Annotated in this window: 18 protein-coding genes and 1 other RNA gene; 16 read left to right on the top strand and 3 right to left on the bottom strand. The window is 70.8% G+C overall.

Features of this window, described 5'->3' with window-relative positions; genetic code table 11:
* The first annotated feature begins 54 nt into the window (after window positions 1-54).
* Both ACFVZW_RS34085 and ACFVZW_RS34080 read left to right on the top strand, forming a co-directional pair.
* Window positions 55-558 carry a hypothetical protein gene (locus ACFVZW_RS34085; protein ID WP_384529787.1) on the top strand — a complete coding sequence of 168 codons (504 nt, stop codon included), beginning with the start codon at window positions 55-57 and terminating at the stop codon, window positions 556-558.
* A 409-nt stretch (window positions 559-967) separates the two neighbouring features.
* Window positions 968-1771, top strand: coding sequence for a hypothetical protein (locus tag ACFVZW_RS34080; RefSeq protein ID WP_384529784.1), 804 nt, complete (start codon window positions 968-970; stop codon window positions 1769-1771).
* Between the two features lie 102 nt (window positions 1772-1873).
* Here ACFVZW_RS34080 and ACFVZW_RS34075 read toward each other — a convergent pair whose 3' ends face one another.
* Window positions 1874-2059: a hypothetical protein gene (locus ACFVZW_RS34075; protein ID WP_329119977.1), complete on the bottom strand. Its 186-nt coding sequence runs from the start codon at window positions 2057-2059 to the stop codon at window positions 1874-1876.
* Between the two features lie 258 nt (window positions 2060-2317).
* Here ACFVZW_RS34075 and ftsE point away from each other — a divergent pair, with 258 nt between their 5' ends.
* The 5 genes from ftsE (at window position 2318) to ssrA (ending at window position 6270) form a co-directional block, all read left to right on the top strand.
* Complete coding sequence (gene ftsE / locus ACFVZW_RS34070) at window positions 2318-3007, top strand: cell division ATP-binding protein FtsE (protein ID WP_260229593.1); 690 nt, start codon at window positions 2318-2320, stop codon at window positions 3005-3007.
* A 21-nt stretch (window positions 3008-3028) separates the two neighbouring features.
* The gene (gene ftsX / locus ACFVZW_RS34065; protein ID WP_384529779.1) at window positions 3029-3946 is read left to right on the top strand and encodes a permease-like cell division protein FtsX; all 918 of its coding nucleotides are present in this window, start codon (window positions 3029-3031) and stop codon (window positions 3944-3946) included.
* A gap of 78 nt (window positions 3947-4024) precedes the next feature.
* Window positions 4025-5215, top strand: a complete 1191-nt coding sequence (locus tag ACFVZW_RS34060) for a S41 family peptidase (RefSeq protein ID WP_384529776.1) — start codon at window positions 4025-4027, stop codon at window positions 5213-5215.
* 18 nt (window positions 5216-5233) lie between these two features.
* Window positions 5234-5773 (top strand): SsrA-binding protein SmpB, encoded by a 540-nt coding sequence (smpB, locus tag ACFVZW_RS34055; RefSeq protein WP_260229596.1) that lies wholly within the window; start codon window positions 5234-5236, stop codon window positions 5771-5773.
* Between the two features lie 104 nt (window positions 5774-5877).
* Window positions 5878-6270, top strand: a transfer-messenger RNA (tmRNA) gene (gene ssrA, locus ACFVZW_RS34050).
* Between the two features lie 29 nt (window positions 6271-6299).
* Here ssrA and ACFVZW_RS34045 read toward each other — a convergent pair.
* Window positions 6300-7658, bottom strand: coding sequence for an MFS transporter (locus tag ACFVZW_RS34045; protein WP_384529773.1), 1359 nt, complete (start codon window positions 7656-7658; stop codon window positions 6300-6302).
* A gap of 82 nt (window positions 7659-7740) precedes the next feature.
* On the opposite strand from ACFVZW_RS34045, the gene ACFVZW_RS34040 reads away from it, so the two are divergent.
* The 3 genes from ACFVZW_RS34040 to ACFVZW_RS34030 all read left to right on the top strand — a co-directional run bounded on the left by ACFVZW_RS34040 (window position 7741) and on the right by ACFVZW_RS34030 (window position 11504).
* Window positions 7741-8709 (top strand): LysR family transcriptional regulator, encoded by a 969-nt coding sequence (locus ACFVZW_RS34040; RefSeq protein WP_384529770.1) that lies wholly within the window; start codon window positions 7741-7743, stop codon window positions 8707-8709.
* A 215-nt stretch (window positions 8710-8924) separates the two neighbouring features.
* On the top strand, window positions 8925-10292 hold the full coding sequence (locus tag ACFVZW_RS34035) for a nitrate/nitrite transporter (RefSeq protein WP_384529769.1): 1368 nt from the start codon (window positions 8925-8927) through the stop codon (window positions 10290-10292).
* Between the two features lie 75 nt (window positions 10293-10367).
* Window positions 10368-11504, top strand: coding sequence for a uroporphyrinogen-III synthase (locus ACFVZW_RS34030; RefSeq protein WP_384529766.1), 1137 nt, complete (start codon window positions 10368-10370; stop codon window positions 11502-11504).
* A 13-nt stretch (window positions 11505-11517) separates the two neighbouring features.
* Here the strand turns inward: ACFVZW_RS34030 and ACFVZW_RS34025 are convergent, their stop codons facing one another.
* Entirely contained in the window at window positions 11518-12000 is a 483-nt protein-coding gene (locus ACFVZW_RS34025; protein WP_384529763.1) for a DUF1772 domain-containing protein, read from the bottom strand.
* 215 nt (window positions 12001-12215) lie between these two features.
* On the opposite strand from ACFVZW_RS34025, the gene ACFVZW_RS34020 reads away from it, so the two are divergent.
* The 6 genes from ACFVZW_RS34020 (at window position 12216) to ACFVZW_RS33995 (ending at window position 19217) form a co-directional block, all read left to right on the top strand.
* Window positions 12216-12767: a CGNR zinc finger domain-containing protein gene (locus tag ACFVZW_RS34020; protein ID WP_384529761.1), complete on the top strand. Its 552-nt coding sequence runs from the start codon at window positions 12216-12218 to the stop codon at window positions 12765-12767.
* Window positions 12768-12849: 82 nt separating this feature from the next.
* Window positions 12850-13437 (top strand): sigma-70 family RNA polymerase sigma factor, encoded by a 588-nt coding sequence (locus tag ACFVZW_RS34015; protein ID WP_383556409.1) that lies wholly within the window; start codon window positions 12850-12852, stop codon window positions 13435-13437.
* Window positions 13434-14321, top strand: coding sequence for an anti-sigma factor family protein (locus ACFVZW_RS34010; RefSeq protein ID WP_384529758.1), 888 nt, complete (start codon window positions 13434-13436; stop codon window positions 14319-14321). The genes ACFVZW_RS34015 and ACFVZW_RS34010 overlap by 4 nt, the downstream gene beginning before the upstream one ends.
* Before the next feature lie 62 nt (window positions 14322-14383).
* A complete protein-coding gene (locus ACFVZW_RS34005) occupies window positions 14384-16753 on the top strand; it encodes a HelD family protein (RefSeq protein WP_384529755.1) in 2370 nt (789 codons plus the stop codon).
* Window positions 16754-17119: 366 nt separating this feature from the next.
* The gene (locus ACFVZW_RS34000; protein WP_384529752.1) at window positions 17120-18556 is read left to right on the top strand and encodes an NAD-dependent malic enzyme; all 1437 of its coding nucleotides are present in this window, start codon (window positions 17120-17122) and stop codon (window positions 18554-18556) included.
* 379 nt (window positions 18557-18935) lie between these two features.
* Window positions 18936-19217, top strand: a complete 282-nt coding sequence (locus ACFVZW_RS33995; RefSeq protein WP_017237029.1) for an HU family DNA-binding protein — start codon at window positions 18936-18938, stop codon at window positions 19215-19217.
* The last annotated feature ends 78 nt before the right edge of the window (window positions 19218-19295 follow it).

Below are 19295 nucleotides of genomic sequence, written 5' to 3'. Positions count from 1 at the left end.
CGCAGTCGTCGTTTGCCCGTTTGAGGATATGGAGAAAGGTCGACCTGGGGGTGCGTGGCAGCCGATCTGGCGGCTACCTCGCTCACCCTGACGGGCTGCACCCTCACCGGCCCCGCCCCGCGCCGGATCGACTTCGGCTTCCGCCTGGACGGCGCGGGCAACGTGGTGGTGGCGTACCCGCTGTGCGCCACGCACGAGATCGCCGGCGCGTCCGTCCACGTCGACGGGGCAGGCGATGGCGAGGACGGCGACGGCTTCACGACCCTGTGGAGCGCGACGACCCCGTCGGCGGAGGAGGCGAAGCGCGGCGTCTTCACGGTGGGCGTCAAGTCCGGCTTCCAGACGGAGACCCGCCCCCTGAAGTCCCCCTTCCCGGACGGCTTCTACGTGTCGGTCACCGAAAGGAACGCGGTGGGCAAGGAGAAGGAAGGCCAGGACCACTGGGTCACCCCGTCGACCCTCAAGGGCAGGCAACTGGGCCCGGACGAGTACCTGACGGACAGGGGCAAGGTCCTGACCCGGGATGGGATCAACGCCCAGGCCCACTGCGCGAAGTGAGCGCGCGGGCGTCACAGGGGGAGATCGTCCGGAAGGACGCGAAACGCCTTGTGACGCCCGGGCAGGGAAGTGTCGGATGCGGATGGTTGAGCGGAGGATTCGCGGGCGCAAGGGGAATGCCGACCCTCCTGACGCTTTGTCGACAAGGGAACTGGAGTGGCGGGGCCCGAAGTTCAGCGTTTACGTCACAGTTGCATCCCCGCATGGCGGGCAACTGGTGATCTTTCGGGCATCGCACGCGCAACGTCCTTGACGCGTATGCGGAAACTCGGGAGGGTGGCCGATGGCATGCGTATCTCTGGGGCGCGTGTGAAACGGGGGCAGGCTCGGCATTGCGACAGAGCCCTCCGTGCCCGAGGCCCCGAGCGCTGCTCCACTGACGAGATTAGCTACTGGGGGTAGCAGCCAGATGACGAAGAAGACGCGGATCCGCGTAGCGCGCATAGCGGCCGGTGCGGTGATCGCCGCCGGTGCGTCGCTCACCGCGGCGGGTGCCGCTTCGGCCGTAGGTGTGTCCTTCGGGGCCGAGGTGAACGACGGCACCGTCGAGGTCGAGGCCGGGATCACCACTGGCAACGAGGACGGCGGCACCGACCCGCTCGGCGGGATCGACGGCGGCACCGAGACCACCGGTGGCAACGCCGGCGGTAACGAGACCACGGGCGGTAACGAGACGACCGGTGGTAACCCGACCACGGGTGGTAACGAGACGACCGGTGGCAATCCGACCACGGGTGGTAACGAGACGACCGGCGGCAACCCGACCACCGGTGGTAACGAGACCACGGGCGGCAACCCGACCACGGGTGGCAACGAGACCACGGGCGGCAACCCGACCACCGGTGGCAACCAGACGACCGGTGGCAACCAGACCACGGGTGGCAACCAGACGACCGGTGGCAACACCGGCGGCAACCAGACCACCGGCGGCTCCACCGCGACCGGTGGCTCCACCGACGGTGGTTCCTCCACCAACGGTGGCGGCAACACCTGCACCGTCGACCTCGACGGCGCCGAGTGCGTCGAGAACAACCCCGGCACCAACAACGCCGGCTCGCAGCCCGTCGAGCAGGGCAAGGCCAAGGAGGAGCTGGCCGAGACCGGCGCCGCCGAGACCTCGTTCCTGATCATCGGTGCGGCCACCATGATCGCCGGTGGCATCGGCTTCCGGATGCTGCCGCGTCTGGTCGGCGGCGGGCGCGCCGCCGTCTGAGCGGATCGCCGAAGCAGTGAGGCCGTGAGGCCATCAGCATGACGAAGAGGGCCGGGGGACTACCCCCGGCCCTCTCTCGTGTCCGGCTCGTATGCGGAAGTGCTACGCGGTCTGCAGCGCCGCGAGCAGCGCCACCATCGCCACGAGGGCGATCACCAGTGTCAGCAGCATCGCCGGGGTCAGGCCCGTCGACGGGTCCAGACGCTCCCGGTTGGCGCGGCAGACGGGGCAGCGGCCCTCTGCGACGGGGGCCGCGCAGTTGGCGCACACCAGTCGGTCGTAGGTCATGCGCTCTCCTCCTCCCGCACAGGGGTCCACGCGGGGTCCACACCCAGCACAACGCTCGGCGGTACCCGAGCGTTCCTCCTACCACTGTGCCAGCTCCACGGCGTTTCGGCGCGCCCCGTCGGATTACACCCGGATCGCATCGCTTCCGCCCCGAAGGGCGAAAAGGATAAAGCACGCAAGCCGGGACCGCGACTGCGCAGGCCATCGCCGGTCGCGTAAGGTCGCGCACACCTACTCCCGGCCGACCGTGGTGCACCCGTGATCCGATTCGACAACGTCTCCAAGTCCTATCCGAAGCAGAACCGCCCCGCGCTCCGGGATGTATCCCTGGAGATCGAGAAGGGGGAGTTCGTCTTCCTCGTCGGTTCCTCCGGCTCCGGAAAGTCGACTTTCCTCCGGCTGATCCTGCGCGAGGAGCGCTGCAGCCATGGCCAGGTGCACGTCCTCGGCAAGGACCTCGCCCGGCTGTCCAACTGGAAGGTGCCCCAGATGCGGCGCCAGCTCGGAACCGTCTTCCAGGACTTCCGGCTGCTGCCCAACAAGACCGTCGCCGAGAACGTCGCCTTCGCCCAGGAGGTCATCGGCAAGCCGCGCGGAGAGATCCGCAAGGCCGTGCCCCAGGTCCTCGACCTCGTCGGCCTCGGCGGCAAGGAGGACCGGATGCCCGGCGAGCTCTCCGGTGGTGAGCAGCAGCGCGTCGCCATCGCCCGCGCCTTCGTCAACCGGCCCATGCTGCTGATCGCCGACGAGCCCACCGGCAACCTCGACCCGCAGACCTCCGTCGGCATCATGAAGCTGCTCGACCGCATCAACAGGACAGGGACCACCGTCGTCATGGCGACCCACGACCAGAACATCGTCGACCAGATGCGCAAGCGCGTCATCGAGCTCGAAAAGGGCCGTCTCGTCCGCGACCAGGCGCGCGGCGTCTACGGATACCAGCACTGAGCAGGTAGGGGATAGAACACCATGCGCGCTCAGTTCGTGCTCTCCGAGATCGGCGTCGGTCTCCGGCGCAATCTCACGATGACCTTCGCCGTCATCGTCTCCGTGGCCCTCTCGCTCGCCCTGTTCGGCGGCGCGCTGCTCATGCGCGAGCAGGTCAGCACGATGAAGGACTACTGGTACGACAAGGTCAACGTCTCCATCTTCCTCTGCAACAAGAACGACGCGGCCACCTCTCCCAAGTGCGCCAAGGGTGCGGTGACCACCGAGCAGAAGGAACAGATCGAGGCCGATCTGAAGAAGATGGACATCGTCGAGACCGTGCACCACGAGTCGACCGACGAGGCCTACAAGCACTACAAGGAGCAGTACAGCGACACCGCCATCGCGTCGGTCATCACGCCCGACCAGATGCAGGAGTCGTTCCGGGTCAAGCTCGACGACCCGGAGAAGTACAAGGTCGTCGCCACGGCCTTCGCGGGGCGGGACGGGGTGGAGTCCGTCCAGGACCAGCGCGGCATCCTGCAGAACCTCTTCGACCTGATGAACGGCATGAACGTCGCCGCTCTCGGCGTCATGGCGCTGATGCTGATCATCGCGCTGATGCTGATCGTCAACACGGTGCGCGTCTCCGCGTTCAGCCGACGGCGTGAGACCGGCATCATGCGGCTGGTCGGCGCATCCAGCTTCTACATTCAGATGCCGTTCATCATGGAGGCGGCCTTCGCCGGCCTTCTCGGCGGCGCGGTCGCCTGCATCATGCTCCTGGTCGGCCGGTACTTCCTGATCGACCACGGCATCGCGCTCGCCGAGAAGATGCAGCTCGTCAACTTCATCGGCTGGGACGCCGTCCTCTCGGTGCTGCCGCTGGTCCTCGTCATCGGTCTGCTGATGCCGTCCCTTGCCGCCTTCGTGGCGCTGCGCAAGTACCTCAAGGTGTGAGAAGAGCCCCTTGAGCGGCCCGGGCGCCGTGCGGTCAACCACCGTACGGCGCCTTTCGCTTGTCCTAGAGTGGGCGCCATGCCGGTGGGCCCCGGGTCCCGACCCGACCTCTGTCTCCGGCCCCGCGGAGTCCTCCGTGGGGCCGCTTTGACGTTGGTCTTCGCCGGGGTCCTCGCCACCGCCGCGGCCACCGGCCTCCTGCCCCGGCAGGAGACCGCCGCCGTGAAGCGCGAGCAGCCGGCCCCGTCGCGCGACACCGTCGACCGGACCGCCCTCGCCCGCGCCGCCGCCGACGCCATGGCGGACGGCAAGTCGGGCAAGAAGGCCGCCGAGGAGTTCGTCAGCCGCAGCGGCGACCGCTGGGGCGCGGTGTACGACCGGGCGGAGTTCGAGGAGTTCGAGCAGGCGCTGGACGGCTCGTACACCGGCGTCGGCATCTCCGCGCGGAAGGCGGCCCAGGGGCGTATCGAGATCTCCCGCGTCCAGACCGGCGGGCCCGCCGCGAAGGCGGGGCTACGGGCAGGCGACCGTCTCGTCGCCGTCGACGGGCGCGACGTCGGCGCCCTCTCCGTCTCGGAGGTCGTCGCCCTGCTGCGCGGCGCGGGCGTCCCGGGCTCCACGGTCGCCCTCCGCGTCGAGCGCGGCGGCTCCGCCTGGACCGAGACGCTGAGACGGGCCCGGCTGGCCACCGAGGACGTCACCGTGCGCCGGCTCGACGACGGCGCGGTGCTGATCAAGGTGGCCGCCTTCACCAAGGGCGCGGGCGAGCGGGTACGGGACGCGGTACGGGACGCCCCGGCCGGCGCCGGAGTCCTGCTGGACCTGCGCGGCAACGCGGGCGGGCTGGTCGCCGAGGCCGCCGTCGCCGCCTCCGCCTTCCTCGACGGCGGACTGGTCGCCACGTACGACGTCGACGGCGAGCAGCGCGCGCTGTACGCCCAGAGCGGCGGGGACACCCACCGGCCCGTGGTCGCCCTGGTCGACGGCGGCACCATGAGCGCCGCCGAGCTCCTCACCGGCGCCCTGCAGGACCGCGGCCGGGCGATCACCGTCGGTGCGCGCACCTTCGGCAAGGGCTCGGTGCAGATGCCGAGCACCCTGCCCGACGGCTCCGTCGCCGAGCTCACCGTCGGTCACTACCGCACCCCCGCCGGGCACGGCGTCGACGGCCGGGGCATCACCCCCGACCTGATCGTCGGCGATGCCACCGGCAAGCGGGCCGAGGAGCGGGCCAGAACGGTATTGAGTGGCCTCGGAGGGGGCTCGTAGTGCGAAAATGGCCGCACTATGGCAAAGGGACTCGTGAACGTGCAGGGCAAGCCTGCCAAGAAGAAGGACCCGGAGAAGGGTCCTGAGCGCAAGATCATCGCGCAGAACAAGAAGGCGCGCCACGACTACCACATCATCGACACCTACGAGTGCGGTGTGGTGCTCATGGGCACCGAGGTGAAGTCGCTCCGGATGGGCCGGGCGTCGCTGGTCGACGGCTTCGTGCAGATCGACGGGCACGAGGCGTGGCTGCACAACATCCATGTGCCCGAGTACATGCAGGGCAGCTGGACCAACCACTCGGCGAAGCGGAAGCGCAAGCTGCTCCTGCACCGCGCCGAGATCGACAAGCTGGAGGCGAAGTCCCAGGAGACGGGTCACACGATCGTGCCCCTCGCCCTGTACTTCCTGAAGGGCCGCGTCAAGGTCGAGATCGCGCTCGCCAAGGGCAAGAAGGAGTACGACAAGCGGCAGACGCTGCGGGAGAAGCAGGACACGCGCGAGACGAACCGGGCGATCGCGGCGGCGAAGCGCCGCCAGCGGGCCGCGGCGGTCTAGCCCCCGGCCGCCGCCTCCCCTTAATACGCTGGCAACCGTGCGCGGTCGTCACGTACCATGGGGCCTGCACCTCACAGCGGGTGCACACTTTGAAAAATCAACATGGGGATGATCGGTTTCGACAGCGGATGTCGAAGCAGGGGAAGCGTGTCGAGGAAGCGGCAATGATCTCGTAAACCATATGTCGCAACCAATAATCGCCAACTCCAAGAGCGATAACTCCCGCTTCGCCCTCGCTGCCTAATTTTAGGTAACGAGTAGAAGCCTCTGTGAGGAGCGTCAGCCCGGGGATGGTCCCGACCCGGATCCTGGCGTCATTCAGGGATCTAAACCTCTAGCCCCGGTCACGGGGGCCTGAGGGAAATCAAACAGTGACTGAGCCCGTCGGAGACTTGTCCGCGTGATCTCCGGGGCTGAGAAACTCATAGCGGACTGCACACGGAGAAGCCCTGATTCTGCACCGTTGGACGCGGGTTCGATTCCCGCCATCTCCACTCATCCCATGTGGGCACAGGCCCGGCAGTCGTCACGACGACCGCCGGGCCTCTGTCATTTCCCGGACCGTCGTCCGTCGCGTCGGCGCCGTCTCCGGGGTCTCCGGGGTCTCCCGGGCCTTCCGGGCCTTCCGAGCCGCCTCCCGGGTCGTCTCCCGTACGAGTGCCAGAGCGGCCGCGGTCGCCGGGACCAGGAAGGCGTACACCGTCGACGGAGCGTTCTCGGCCGTCCAGCCGCCGGTGGCCGAGCCGACCGCGATGCCCGCGAGGAGGGCGGTCACGGCGAGGGTCATGCCCTCGTTGAGCCGGCCGGGCGGGGTCAGGCGCTGCACCAGGGCCATGCCCGTGACCAAGGTCGGGGCGGTCGCCATGCCCGCCACCAGCAGACCGGCCGCCAGGGCTAGCAGGGAGCCGGTCGAGGCGGCCAGGAACGGCAACGTCATCAGGCAGGTCATCGCGACGAGGCAGGTGCGCAGCCGGACCGAGCGGCCCGTACGGCCGTAGACCAGGCCGGCCACGAAGGAGCCCGTGGCCTGCAGGGCCAGGATCGGGCCGGCGAGCGGGCCGTCCACGTGCGCGAGCGTCACGACCTCCATCGCGCCGAAGACCGCGCCCGTCGCCAGGAAGACGCCGAGCAGGGGCACTGTGCCCGCCACGCGCAGCAGGGAGCCGGGTGCGGTGGCGCAGCGGGGCGTGACCGGGGGTTCGGTGGAGCGCTGGGCCGCGAACACCAGGACGCCGGTGAGCAGCAGGATCGCGCCGATCAGCGTGCCCGCCTCCGGGAACAGCGCCGCGCACACGAAAGCCGCCAGGACCGGGCCCAGCATGAAGCACAGCTCGTCGACGGCCTGCTCGAAGGCGTTGGCCGTGTGCAGCGTCGCCGGGTCGCCGCGGTGCAGGTGGGCCCAGCGGGCGCGGGACATCCCGCCGGTGTTGGGGCAGGTCGCCGTCGCGGCGTACGCGGCGAACAGCGTCCAGACCGGCGCCCGGTGGTGCACGCACAGCAGCAGGGCCAGCGAGCCGAGTGCGGCGAGTGCCGTGGCGGGGACGGCGACCCGGGCCTGCCCGTGCCGGTCGACGAGCCGTGCGGTCCAGGGGGCGACGAGGGCGGTGGCGGCCATCCCCGTCGCCGTGACGGCGCCGGCGAGCGCGTACGAGCCGTACGCCCCCGCGATCATGATCACCGCGCTGACGCCGAACATGCCCATGGGCAGCCGGGCGATCAGATTGCCGATGGTGAAGGCCCGGGCGCCGGGGGTGGCGAACAGCCGCCGGTAGGGGTTGGTGGGGACGGTGGTGCGGGGGCGGGGGCGGGTGCGGGCGTGCGGTTCGCGGTAGCGGGGAGCGAACGCCGGGCCCGCCGGGGTGAGCGTGAGGTCGTGGTGCGGCATGGGCCAAGCCTCCGGGGAGCCCTCGGCCGCGGTCCAACACCTGATCCGTGGCAATTCACGCGCCCGTGTTGTTAAATGCCGGGTGGTCACTTCGTACGACATAGAGCCGCGGCTGCTGCGCGCCTTCATCGCCGTCGCCGACGAGCTGCACTTCACCCGTGCCGCCGCCCGCCTGTACGTCGCCCAGCAGGCCCTCAGCCGCGACATCCGGCGGCTGGAACGGGACCTGGGCACGGACCTGTTCGTCCGGACGACCCGTCAGGTCATGCTCACCCCGGACGGCATGCGACTCCTGCCGTACGCCCGCAGGGTGCTGGCCGCCTGCGACGAACTCGCGGACGCCTTCAGGGCGGCCGCCCGTCCCCTGCTGGTCGACCTCACCAGCACCGGTCTCCCCGCCCAGGGCCGCGTCCTGGAGCGGGCGCGCGAACTCGCCCCGGAACAGGAGCTGATGGCCCGCTACGAGAACGGGCTGGCCGGGGCCGCCGCCGAGATCCTCGCCGGGCGCCTCGACGTCTCCTTCGGACGGTACGGCGGGCTCGACGCGTCCACGCGCGGGCGGCTCGCCTCGCAGTTCGTACGGTACGAGCCGATGGCGGTGGTGCTGCCCGACGACCACCGGCTCGCGGAGCTGGCGGCGGTGCCGCTGGCGGCGCTGGAGGGCGAGAGCGTCTACGCCGGCGCCGGGAACGACCGCACCCCGGAGTGGACCGACCTGGCCGCCCGGCTCTTCGCGGGACGCGGTATCGCCGTCGCGCCGCCCGCGCCGATGGCGGTGGGGAAGGAGGAGTTCCAGCGGATCATGGCCAAGCTCCGCATGCCCGTCCTCGCGGTCGTCGACTTCCCGCCGATGCCCGGCTGCGTGCTGCGGCCCCTCGTCGACCCCGTACCGCTCTCGCCGGTGAGCCTGGTGTGGCGCAAGGGGCTGCGTCACCCCGGTCTGGACGCGCTGCGGACCGCCGCGGCCGAGATCGGCCGGCGGGAGGGCTGGCTGGAGCGCCCCGCGGACTCCTGGATACCGGAGGGGGAGCCGGGGGTGCCGGGGGTCTGAGGTGCCAGGGGTCCGAGCCAGGTCGTGGCGGCCTGGGGTGCCCGCCCGCACCCACGCCCGTGCCCCGTACTCACATCACCTGTGTGCGCCGGGTGAGAGCAAGGTTCCGTACCCGTCACTTTCCGCCACCGGCCCGAAACGCGGCTTCCCTAAGGTCTCCTCCAAGAGATCCAGGGCGTCTGGACGCTCGGGACCCGACACCGTGGAGGTACGTGATGGGCGGCCGATGGATCGAACGGTGGGAGCCGGAGGACGAGACCTTCTGGCGTGAACAAGGAGAGCGGATCGCCCGGCGCAATCTGGCCTTCTCCGTGCTCTCCGAGCACATCGGCTTCTCCATCTGGAGCCTGTGGTCGGTCATGGTCCTCTTCATGGGGCCGGAGTACGGCATCGACCCGGCGGGGAAGTTCTTCCTGATCGCGACGGCGACCTTCGTCGGCGCGCTCATCCGGATCCCGTACACCTTCGCCGTCGCCCGATTCGGCGGCAGGAACTGGACCATCTTCAGCGCGCTGCTGCTCCTCCTGCCGACGGGCGTCGCCTACGCGGTGATGGAGCCGGGCACCTCGTACGACACCTTCCTGCTGGTGGCTGCGCTCACCGGCGTCGGCGGCGGCAACTTCGCCTCCTCCATGACCAACATCAACGCCTTCTTCCCGCTGCGGAAGAAGGGCTGGGCGCTCGGCCTGAACGCGGGCGGCGGCAACATCGGCGTCCCCGTGGTCCAGCTCGTCGGCCTGCTCGTCATCGGTACCGCCGGCGCCATGCACCCGCGGATCGTCCTCGGCGTCTACGTCCCGCTCATCCTGATCGCGACGGTGTGCTCCGCGCTCTTCATGGACAACCTCGCGCCGGTGAAGAACGACACCGGCGCCGTGAAGGAAGCCGTGGGGGCCAAGCACACCTGGATCATGGCCTTCCTCTACATCGGCACCTTCGGCTCCTTCATCGGCTACAGCTTCGCCTTCGGCCTGGTCCTCCAGACCCAGTTCGGCCGCACCCCGCTCCAGGCCGCCTCGCTCACCTTCGTCGGCCCGCTGCTCGGCTCGCTGATCCGTCCCGTCGGCGGCTCGCTCGCCGACAAGTACGGCGGCGCCCGCATCACCCTGTGGACCTTCGCGGCCATGGCGCTCGCGACGGCGGTCGTCGTCTACGCCTCGGTCGTCGAGTCCCTCGCCGTCTTCCTCGTCGGCTTCATCGGACTCTTCGTCCTCAGCGGCCTCGGCAACGGCTCCACGTACAAGATGATCCCCGCGATCTTCCTCGCTCAGGGCCACCGCAAGGGCCTGTCCGGCGAGGAGGCGGAGTCGTACGGCCGCAGGCTCTCCGGGGCCTCCATGGGGCTGATCGGCGCGGTCGGCGCGCTCGGCGGGCTCGGCATCAACCTCGCCTTCCGGCAGTCCTTCCAGACGGCCGGCACCGGCACCTCGGCCTTCGTCGCCTTCCTCGTCTTCTACGCGGCCTGCATGGTCGTGACCTGGGCGGTATACCTTCGCCGCCCGGTCGCCGTACCGGACACGGCGGAAGGCGCGGCAGGTGCCTCGGGCGAGACGTCGCCGCAACGCGGTTACGCCGAGGTGTGATCCGGAGTGGTCCGTAACGGCCAGGAAATACCGGCGAACCGAGTCTGTGACCAATCGCCGTCAGGCTCGGTCGTCATGTACGAGCAAGAGCAGGGTCCCCTCGCGGGGTTCACCGTCGGCGTCACGGCGGCACGGCGCGCGGACGAGCTGGGCGCGCTCCTTCGCCGCCGTGGTGCGGCCGTGGTCCACGGCCCGGCGCTGAGGATCGTGCCGCTCGCGGACGACACGGAACTGCTCGCCGCCACCAAGGAACTCATCGACCACGCCCCGGACGTCGTCGTCGCCACCACGGCGATCGGCTTCCGCGGCTGGGTCGAGGCGGCGGACGGCTGGGGCTACGGCGAGGAGCTCCTCGACTGCCTGCGGGGCGTCGAACTCCTCGCCCGCGGGCCCAAGGTCAAGGGAGCGGTACGGGCGGCGGGGCTCACGGAGTCGTGGTCGCCGTCGTCCGAGTCCATGGCCGAGGTGCTCGACCGGCTCCTCGGCGAGGGCGTGGCCGGGCGGAGGATCGCGCTCCAGCTGCACGGGGAGCCGCTCCCGGGGTTCGTGGAGGCGCTGACGGCGGGCGGCGCGGAGGTCGTCGGCGTACCGGTCTACCGATGGATGCCGCCGGAGGACATCGGCCCGCTGGACCGGCTCCTGGACGGGGTGCTGAGCGGTTCCCTGGACGCCGTCACCTTCACCAGCGCGCCGGCCGCAGCCTCGCTGCTGACCCGGGCGGAGGACCGGGGCGTGCTCCCGGAGTTCCTCGCGGCGCTCCGGAACGAGGTGCTCGCCGTGTGCGTGGGGCCGGTGACGGCGCTGCCGCTCCAGGCGCACGGCATCGACACGCTCCAGCCGGAGCGCTTCCGGCTCGGGCCGCTGGTGCAGCTCCTCGGCCAGGAGCTGCCCTCCCGGGCCCGTACGCTCCCGGTGGCCGGCCACCGCATCGAGATCCGGGGGCATGCGGTCCTCGTCGACGGCTGTCTGCGCCCGGTGCCGCCCGCCGGGATGGCGCTGCTGGACACCCTGGCCCGGCGGCCCGGCTGGGTCGTCTCCCGGGCCGAGCTGCTGCGGGCCCTGCCGGGCGCGGGCCGCGACGAGCACGCCGTGGAGACGGCGATGGCCCGGCTGCGGACGGCGCTCGGCACGCCGAAGCTGATCCAGACGGTGGTCAAGCGGGGGTACCGGCTGGCGCTCGACCCGGTGGCGGACACCAAGTACGACGAGTAGGAGCGAGGCGCGGTCACCGCGCCCGGCGTACCGCGAGCGCCCGCAGCAGGCAGGCGAAGCCCACGGCCGTCAGGACCGCGCGGACGACGTTCCAGGCCACCCACGGGGTCTCGAAGTCCGCGCGGGCCCGTACCGGGTCCGTGGCCGCCGCGAGGGCGTCGTTGAGCGGGACGTTCACCGCCGAGGTGACCACGAAGACGGCCACGTAGAGGATCAGCGCCGCGAGCGCCCACGGCTTCGCCGGTGTGCCCCGCAGCTGCCACGCCGCGACCGCCGTCAGGATCAGCGCCCCGAAGAAGGGGGTGAAGAACACCGGGTTCTGGATCACGTCGTTGATGTTCCGCATCACCTGCACGAAGACCTTGTCGTCGCTTCGTGCCAGCGCCGGCATCACCGAGCACACGTACGCGAACCACACTCCGGCGATCAGTCCCGTCGCCACCGTCGCCGCGCCCAGCACCGCGCCGGCCGCCGCCCCACCCCTGTTGTCCGTCATGGCCCCAGTCAAGCGGCCGCGGGTCGGCGGGACCATGGATTTCCGTCCACGTTCCATACGCGAGCGTCCACGGGTGGCGGACCTCGCGTCGCGACATCCTCCGGGCACGAACCGCGACGCGCCCCCTAGCGGGGGCCGTCCGCGGTGGGCACTCTGGTCGCAGCGCCCCGCCGGTTCCCCCGCCGGCCCCACGACCGCGAGGTGGTGACAGGGTCATGACCGTACGGTTCGACTCCGGGCGGATCTGCCTGGATCTGGCCGCCCACGCGCTCGGCCGCGCCGACGCGCTCGACGACTTCCTGCGCACCACCGGACTCGTCCCGGCCGCCACCCCGCTGAGCGCGCTCGACGCCCACTGGGTCGTGCGCTTTCGCGAACTGCGCGACTGCGTCCGCGAACTGGTGGGCGCCCAGCTCGACGGGCGGCGCGCCGATCCCGCACTGGAGCGCCTCAACGCCTTCGCCGCCGCCTCCGCCCCGCCCGCGCCCCGCGCCGTCCGCACGGAAGCCGGCGGGCTCGTGCGGGCGTTGAGCGACGAACCCGACTGCCTCGCGCTGCTCGCCGCCGTCGCCCGGGACGCCGTCGACCTGCTCACCGACCCGGCCGCCCGCGCCCTGCTCCGACGGTGCGAGGGCGACAATTGCCGCCGCTGTTACCTCGATACGTCGCGAGGACGCCGCCGGCGCTGGTGCTCCAGTGAGACCTGCGGTAACCGCGAGCGAGTTGCCCGGCATCGGGCAGCCCGAAGGGGAATCGTGCCCGTGTGAAAAAATCTTGAGCACCGTTGAGTCGAACCCTTCCCGGCTCCGTACCTCTCGACGACAACAGGGTCTCGACCGGGAGGTTCAGGTGCGCAAGGATGCGGCCGTGGCCGATGACCGTCCGCATCGGGCCCGGCATCGCAGTGAGGTCCCACGCTTTCGACCCGACGTCCCTGACGAGGAGTTGATGCGTGCTCTCTACCGCGAACATGCCGGGCCCCTGCTCGCCTATGTACTACGCCTCGTCGCCGGCGATCGCCAGCGTGCCGAGGACGTCGTGCAGGAGACGCTCATCCGTGCCTGGAAGAACGCCGGCCAGCTCAACAGGGCTACCGGCTCCGTCCGACCTTGGCTGGTGACGGTTGCCCGGCGCATCGTCATCGACGGCCACCGCAGCCGGCAGGCCCGGCCTCAGGAGGTCGATCCGTCACCGCTCGAGGTCCTGCCCGCGGAGGACGAGATCGACAAGGCGCTGTGGCTGATGACGCTCTCTGATGCGCTCGACGATTTGACGCCCGCCCACCGGGAAGTGTTGGTCGAGACCTACTTCAAGGGGCGTACGGTCAATGAGGCGGCCGAGACCCTCGGCATACCTGCCGGGACCGTGCGTTCCCGGGTGTTCTACGCACTCCGTTCGATGAAGCTCGCGCTGGAGGAGAGGGGGGTATCGGCATGACACCGCCGCACGACGCCGCGGGTGCGTACGTACTCGGCATCCTGGACGACGTCGACGCCGCCGCCTTCGAGGCGCACCTGGTGGACTGCGACCTCTGCGCCGCGCACGTGGAGGAGTTCGCCGGGATGGAGCCGATGCTGGCCATGCTGGCGGACGGCGACGCCGCACCGGCCGCCCCCGACCCGTACACGGGCCCGTACGCCGGCCCGGTCGGCTCCATGGGACCCGTGGCCGATCCGTACGCCGACCGGGCCTTCGACGACTTCGCGCCCCGGCCGCCGGCCCCGCCCGGTCCTCGGCGCATCCCCACGGCTCCCGTCTCCCTCGACTCCGCCCCCGGGCCGCAGCTCCTCGGCCGGCTCATGGACGAGGTGGGCGCCAAGCGGGCCCGCTCCCGCCGCCGCACCTTCTACCTCGTCGCGGCCGCCGCGATCCTCGTCATCGGCGGCCCCGCCGTCGCCGTCGTCGCCACCTCCGAAGGAGGCAAGGACAACCGGGCGATCGAGCCCCACCCCACCAGCCCCGCCGAGGACGCCTTCTTCCACCACATGGAGGAGAAGATCCAGGCCACCGACCCGACGACCAAGGTCAGCGCCACGGTCGGCATGGAGAAGAAGGGCTGGGGCACCCACACCGTCCTCGAACTCAAGAACGTCAAGGGCCCGCTCAAGTGCCGGCTCGTCGCCGTCTCCAAGAGCGGCGAGGAGGAGGTCGTCACCTCCTGGGCCGTGCCGAAATGGGGATACGGCATCCCCGGCGCCGCCCAGGAGAGCGCCAAGAACCCGCTGTACGTGCACGGCGGGGCGGCCATGGAGCGCAACGACATCGACCACTTCGAGGTCCGGACCTTCGACGGCGAACGCCTCGTGGAGGTAGAGGCCTGACATTTCGGCCCCCTGTGGCGTACGCTCGACGGCTGCCCAGTGCACGTCAGAAGGGGGCCTTAGTGGCCGCGCAGGAAGCCGTGGACACCGTGGACACGGTCCGGGACCGTGAGATCGGTGTCGAGCAGGAACATCTGGACCAGGTCTACCGCCGCCTCGAGGAGAAGATCCGCGAGGCGGAGTTCCTGATGAACGACGCCGCCAAGCGCGGCCAGGTCGGCACGCCCGGCGCGCTCGCCGAGCGCGACGCCCAGGTGTTCCGGGCCGGTATCCACCTCAACCGGCTCAACAACGAGTTCGAGGACTTCCTCTTCGGCCGGATCGACCTGCTCTACGGCAAGGACGGCAAGAAGGGCCCCGACGGCGCGTACACCTCCGTCGAGCCCGCCGAGGACGCCGTGCGGCCCGACAACACGGCCGACATCGGCGAGACCCTCCACATCGGCCGGATCGGCGTCCTCGACTCCGACTACGCGCCGCTCGTCATCGACTGGCGCGCACCCGCCGCCGCGCCCTTCTACCGCTCCACGCCGGTCGACCCCGGCCGGGTGGTGCGCCGCCGCGTCATCCGCTCCAAGGGCCGCAAGGTCCTCGGCGTCGAGGACGACCTGATGCGCCCCGAGCTGAAGGCGACCCTGGAGGGGCGCGAGCTGCCGGTGATCGGCGACGGCGCCCTCATGGCCGCGCTCGGCCAGGCCCGCAGCCACACCATGCGCGACATCGTCTCCTCCATCCAGGCCGAGCAGGACCTGGTCATCCGCGCGCCCGCCGCCTCCGTCACGTACGTCGAGGGCGGCCCGGGCACCGGGAAGACGGCGGTGGCCCTGCACCGGGCGGCCTATCTGCTCTACCAGGACCGGCGGCGGTACGCGGGCGGCATCCTGATCGTCTCCCCGACCCCGCTGCTCGTCTCGTACACCGAGGGTGTCCTGCCCTCGCTCGGCGAGGAGGGCCAGGTCGCCATCCGCGCCCTCGGCTCGCTCGTGGACGGCGTGGAGGCCACCACGTACGACGAGCCGGCCGTGGCCCGCGTCAAGGGCTCCTCCCGGATGCTCGCCGTCCTGCGCAAGGCCGCCCGCGGCGCCCTGGAGACCCCGGCTCCCAAGCCGGCCGACGGCGATCAGCTCTCCTTCGACGAGCCCCAGGCACCCGCCGGCACGCCCACGCGCCTGCGGGTCGTCGCCTTCGGCCGCCGTCTGGAGCTGGAGGCCGACGACCTCCAGCGCATCCGGCACAACGTCCTGGGCGGCTCCGCGCCCGTCAACCTGCTGCGCCCGCGCGCCCGCAGGCTGCTGCTCGACGCGCTGTACGCCAAGTCCGGCGCCGCCGGACGGCACAGCGACCCCGAGCTCGCCGCCGAGCTGCGCTCCTCCTTCGACGAGGACGTCTCGACCGAGGACTCGTTCCTGCACTTCCTCGACGCCTGGTGGCCCGAGCTCACCCCCCGCCAGGTCCTCGACGCGATGGCCGACGAGAAGCGCCTCGGCCGCTGGGCCCGGCGCATCCTCAACCCCGGCGAGGTCCGCCGCCTCGCCCGCTCCCTGCGACGTGACGGGCTCTCCGTGCACGACGTGGCGCTCCTCGACGAGCTGAACACCCTCCTCGGCGCCCCGGCACGGCCGCGCAAGAAGCGGGAGTACGACCCGCTGGACCAGCTGACGGGCCTGGAGGAGCTGATGCCCGTACGGGAGGAGACGCAGCGGGAGCGGGCCGAGCGGCTCGCCGCCGAGCGCACCGAGTACGCCCACGTCATCGTCGACGAGGCGCAGGACCTCACGCCCATGCAGTGGCGGATGGTCGGGCGGCGCGGCCGGCATGCGACCTGGACGGTCGTCGGCGACCCGGCGCAGTCGTCCTGGTCGACCCCGGACGAGGCCGCCGAGGCTCGCGACGAGGCGCTGGGCAGCCGCCCGCGCCGCCGCTTCGAGCTGACCGTGAACTACCGCAATCCCGCCGAGATCGCCGAGCTGGCCGCCAAGGTGCTCGCCCTCGCCATGCCCGGCAGCACCTCGCCGCGCGCGGTGCGCTCCACGGGCGTGGAGCCGCGCTTCGTGGCCCTCGGGGAGCCCGCAGCGGGGGAGAAGGCGGGGGCGGAGCGGTTGGCCGAAATCGTACGGAGCGAGGCGCGCCGTCTGCTCGAACGGGTGGACGGCACGGTCGGTGTCGTGGTTGCCATGAACCGGCGCGAGCAGGCCGCCCGGTGGCTGGCCGACCTCGGCGACCGGGTGGTGGCGCTGGGCTCCCTGGAGGCCAAGGGCCTGGAGTACGACGCCACGGTGGTGGTCTCGCCCGCGGAGATCGCGGACGAGTCCCCGGCCGGGCTGCGGGTGCTGTACGTGGCGCTGACCCGCGCCACGCAGCAGCTCACCGTCGTCTCGGGCGCCCGGGACGTGCCGGACGCGGAGGGGGTCCCCGACCTGCTCAGGGACTGATTTCCGGTCAACCTGCGTCGCAGGAATCACTTACCAGAGTGGTTTGTTAGCCTGTCTATGGCACCGGCTCGATCCAAGCCCCCGGGCCCAACCTTCGTCCCTCAGAGGGACCTCTTGCCGCGAGGCGAGCATGGCGGGTCGGTGCCACTTAGTGCATAGCTACGAAGTTGAGGTCCCTGTCACCCCTGGTGACGGGGACCTCTTCTGTTTCCCCATGGGTTCTCGTATGGTGGAAACTACTTTCCGAAAACAAAATGACCGCATTACCTGCTACCGGCAGGTAGGTGCGACGATCGGAGGGCGCCGCCGGGCAACCAGCCAAGGCGGCGTAGCAACGAAGCTCAGGGAAAGCAGAGGAACTCGGCCATGGCAACGGCGCCCAGCGTCTCGTACTCGATGACGGTCAGGCTGGAGGTTCCCGCCAGCGGAACCGCGGTCTCCCAGCTCACCACGGCGGTGGAGTCCCACGGCGGTTCCGTCACCGGCCTCGACGTGACCGCCTCCGGCCACGAGAAGCTGCGGATCGACGTCACGATCGCCGCCACCTCGACCGCGCACGCCGACGAGATCGTCGAGCAGCTGCGCACCATCGAGGGCGTCGTCCTCGGCAAGGTCTCTGACCGTACGTTCCTGATGCACCTCGGCGGCAAGATCGAGATGGCGTCCAAGCATCCCATCCGCAACCGTGACGACCTCTCCATGATCTACACCCCGGGCGTGGCCCGCGTGTGCATGGCGATCGCCGAGAACCCCGAGGACGCCCGCCGCCTCACCATCAAGCGCAACTCCGTCGCAGTCGTGACGGACGGCTCCGCCGTCCTCGGCCTCGGCAACATCGGCCCCAAGGCCGCCCTGCCCGTCATGGAGGGCAAGGCGGCCCTCTTCAAGCGCTTCGCCGGCATCGACGCCTGGCCGCTCTGCCTGGACACCCAGGACACCGACGCCATCGTCGAGATCGTCAAGGCGATCGCCCCCGGCTTCGCGGGCATCAACCTCGAGGACATCTCCGCCCCCCGCTGCTTCGAGATCGAGGCCCGCCTGCGCGAGGCCCTCGACATCCCCGTCTTCCACGACGACCAGCACGGCACCGCGATCGTCGTCCTCGCCGCCCTCACCAACGCGCTGCGCGTGGTGGGCAAGGGAATCGGCGACGTACGGGTCGTCATGTCCGGCGCCGGCGCGGCCGGTACGGCCATCCTCAAGCTGCTCATCGCGGCGGGCGTGAAGCACGCCGTCGTCGCCGACATCCACGGTGTCGTGCACGCCGGCCGCGAGGACCTCGTCGAGGCCGAGAAGGACTCGCCGCTGCGCTGGATCGCCGACAACACCAACCCCGAGGGCGTCACCGGCACCCTCAAGCAGGCCGTCGTCGGCGCGGACGTCTTCATCGGCGTCTCGGCCCCGAACCTGCTCGGCGCGGACGACGTCGCCGCGATGGCGGACGGCGCGATCGTGTTCGCGCTCGCGAACCCGGACCCCGAGGTCGACCCGGCAATCGCCCGCCAGACCGCCGCCGTTGTGGCCACCGGCCGCTCGGACTTCCCGAACCAGATCAACAACGTGCTGGTCTTCCCGGGCGTCTTCCGCGGTCTGCTGGACGCTCAGTCCCGCACCGTCAACACGGAGATGATGCTGGCGGCCGCCTCGGCCCTCGCCGACGTCGTCACCGAGGACGAGCTGAACCCGAACTACATCATCCCGTCGGTCTTCAACGACAAGGTCGCCGGCGCCGTCGCGGGCGCCGTGCGCACCGCCGCGAAGGCGGCCGGCGCGGGTGCCGACAACGGGACGAACGGGCTCTGAGAGAGCCCGTACACGACGTACGGCGGGCCGCGACGGGGCCGTCAAAGGTCCCGGGCCAGCCGTCGGAACGGCGCGTCGCCGGGCGCCGCGCCGTAGATCCGCCGTAGGGTGGCGCTTCGGCTCCAAAGAGTTTCGGCGGAGTCGACGGAACGTCACCACGCCAGAGCCCGTGGCGCTTTTCGTGTGACCCCAGAGGGTGCCGGATTGGCGTTCCCGCCGCTGGTGGGGGCAGGATGCCTATTCGGGCGCGAGGGTCTGTCACCAGACCCGGGTCCGGGGACTGTCCGAGGGCCCTGGCAGCATCGGCTTCGCTGTGCCCATACATGCGGCTCCGCCGCGTGGCACGCCTCACAGGCAAGAAGAACACGGGAGTAACAACATGAACCGCAGTGAGCTGGTGGCCGCCCTGGCCGACCGCGCCGAGGTGACCCGCAAGGACGCCGACGCCGTGCTGGCCGCTCTCGCCGAGACCGTCGGCGAGGTCGTCGCCAAGGGCGACGAGAAGGTCACCATCCCCGGCTTCCTGACCTTCGAGCGCACCCACCGTGCCGCTCGCACCGCTCGTAACCCGCAGACCGGCGACCCGATCAACATCCCGGCCGGCTACAGCGTGAAGGTCTCCGCGGGCTCCAAGCTCAAGGAAGCCGCCAAGGGCAAGTAAGCCTGTAGGCACACCGCCAAAGGCGCCCACGCGGGCCTCTAGGCGAACGAAAGGGCGGCCACCCTGTCAGGGGGTGGC

It is taken from the genome of Streptomyces sp. NPDC059567 (assembly GCF_042735655.1).
Taxonomy (GTDB): Bacteria; Actinomycetota; Actinomycetes; order Streptomycetales; family Streptomycetaceae; genus Streptomyces.
The sequence above is the reverse complement of the archived record's forward strand: the minus strand, read 5'-3'. Positions and strand labels throughout refer to the sequence as shown.